Consider the following 299-nt stretch of genomic DNA (forward strand, 5'->3'; position numbering starts at 1 on the left):
ACAGGTAGGCGAGCACCGCTTCCGGGCCGGCGAAGGGCGCCTTGGCGTAGACCACCCAGCGCTTGCTCCGAACAGGCTTCAGATGACGCAGGAAGGCGCGGCGGTCGGCCAGATGCGCCGCCGATCCGACGAAGGCGAGCCGGCCTGCGTCGTGAAGCGCGAGCAGCCGGGTCAGGAACAGGCGACGGAACAGCTTGCCGAGCACGCGCACCGGAAGGAGAAAGGCCGGACGCGACGATACCCAGCGCTTCCCGTCGAGTGCGATGCCGCCGCCCGGCACGATCATGTGCACGTGCGGA

The 299-nt window shown here is 69.6% G+C and carries 1 protein-coding gene; it reads right to left on the reverse strand.

What is annotated here, in order from left to right:
• Positions 1 to 299: transposase (locus BQ8794_RS27485; protein WP_174654543.1), on the reverse strand; the 299-nt coding region annotated here is incomplete at both ends.

The sequence above is a fragment of the Mesorhizobium prunaredense genome (genome assembly GCF_900156895.1).
Lineage (GTDB): Bacteria > Pseudomonadota > Alphaproteobacteria > Rhizobiales > Rhizobiaceae > Mesorhizobium > Mesorhizobium prunaredense.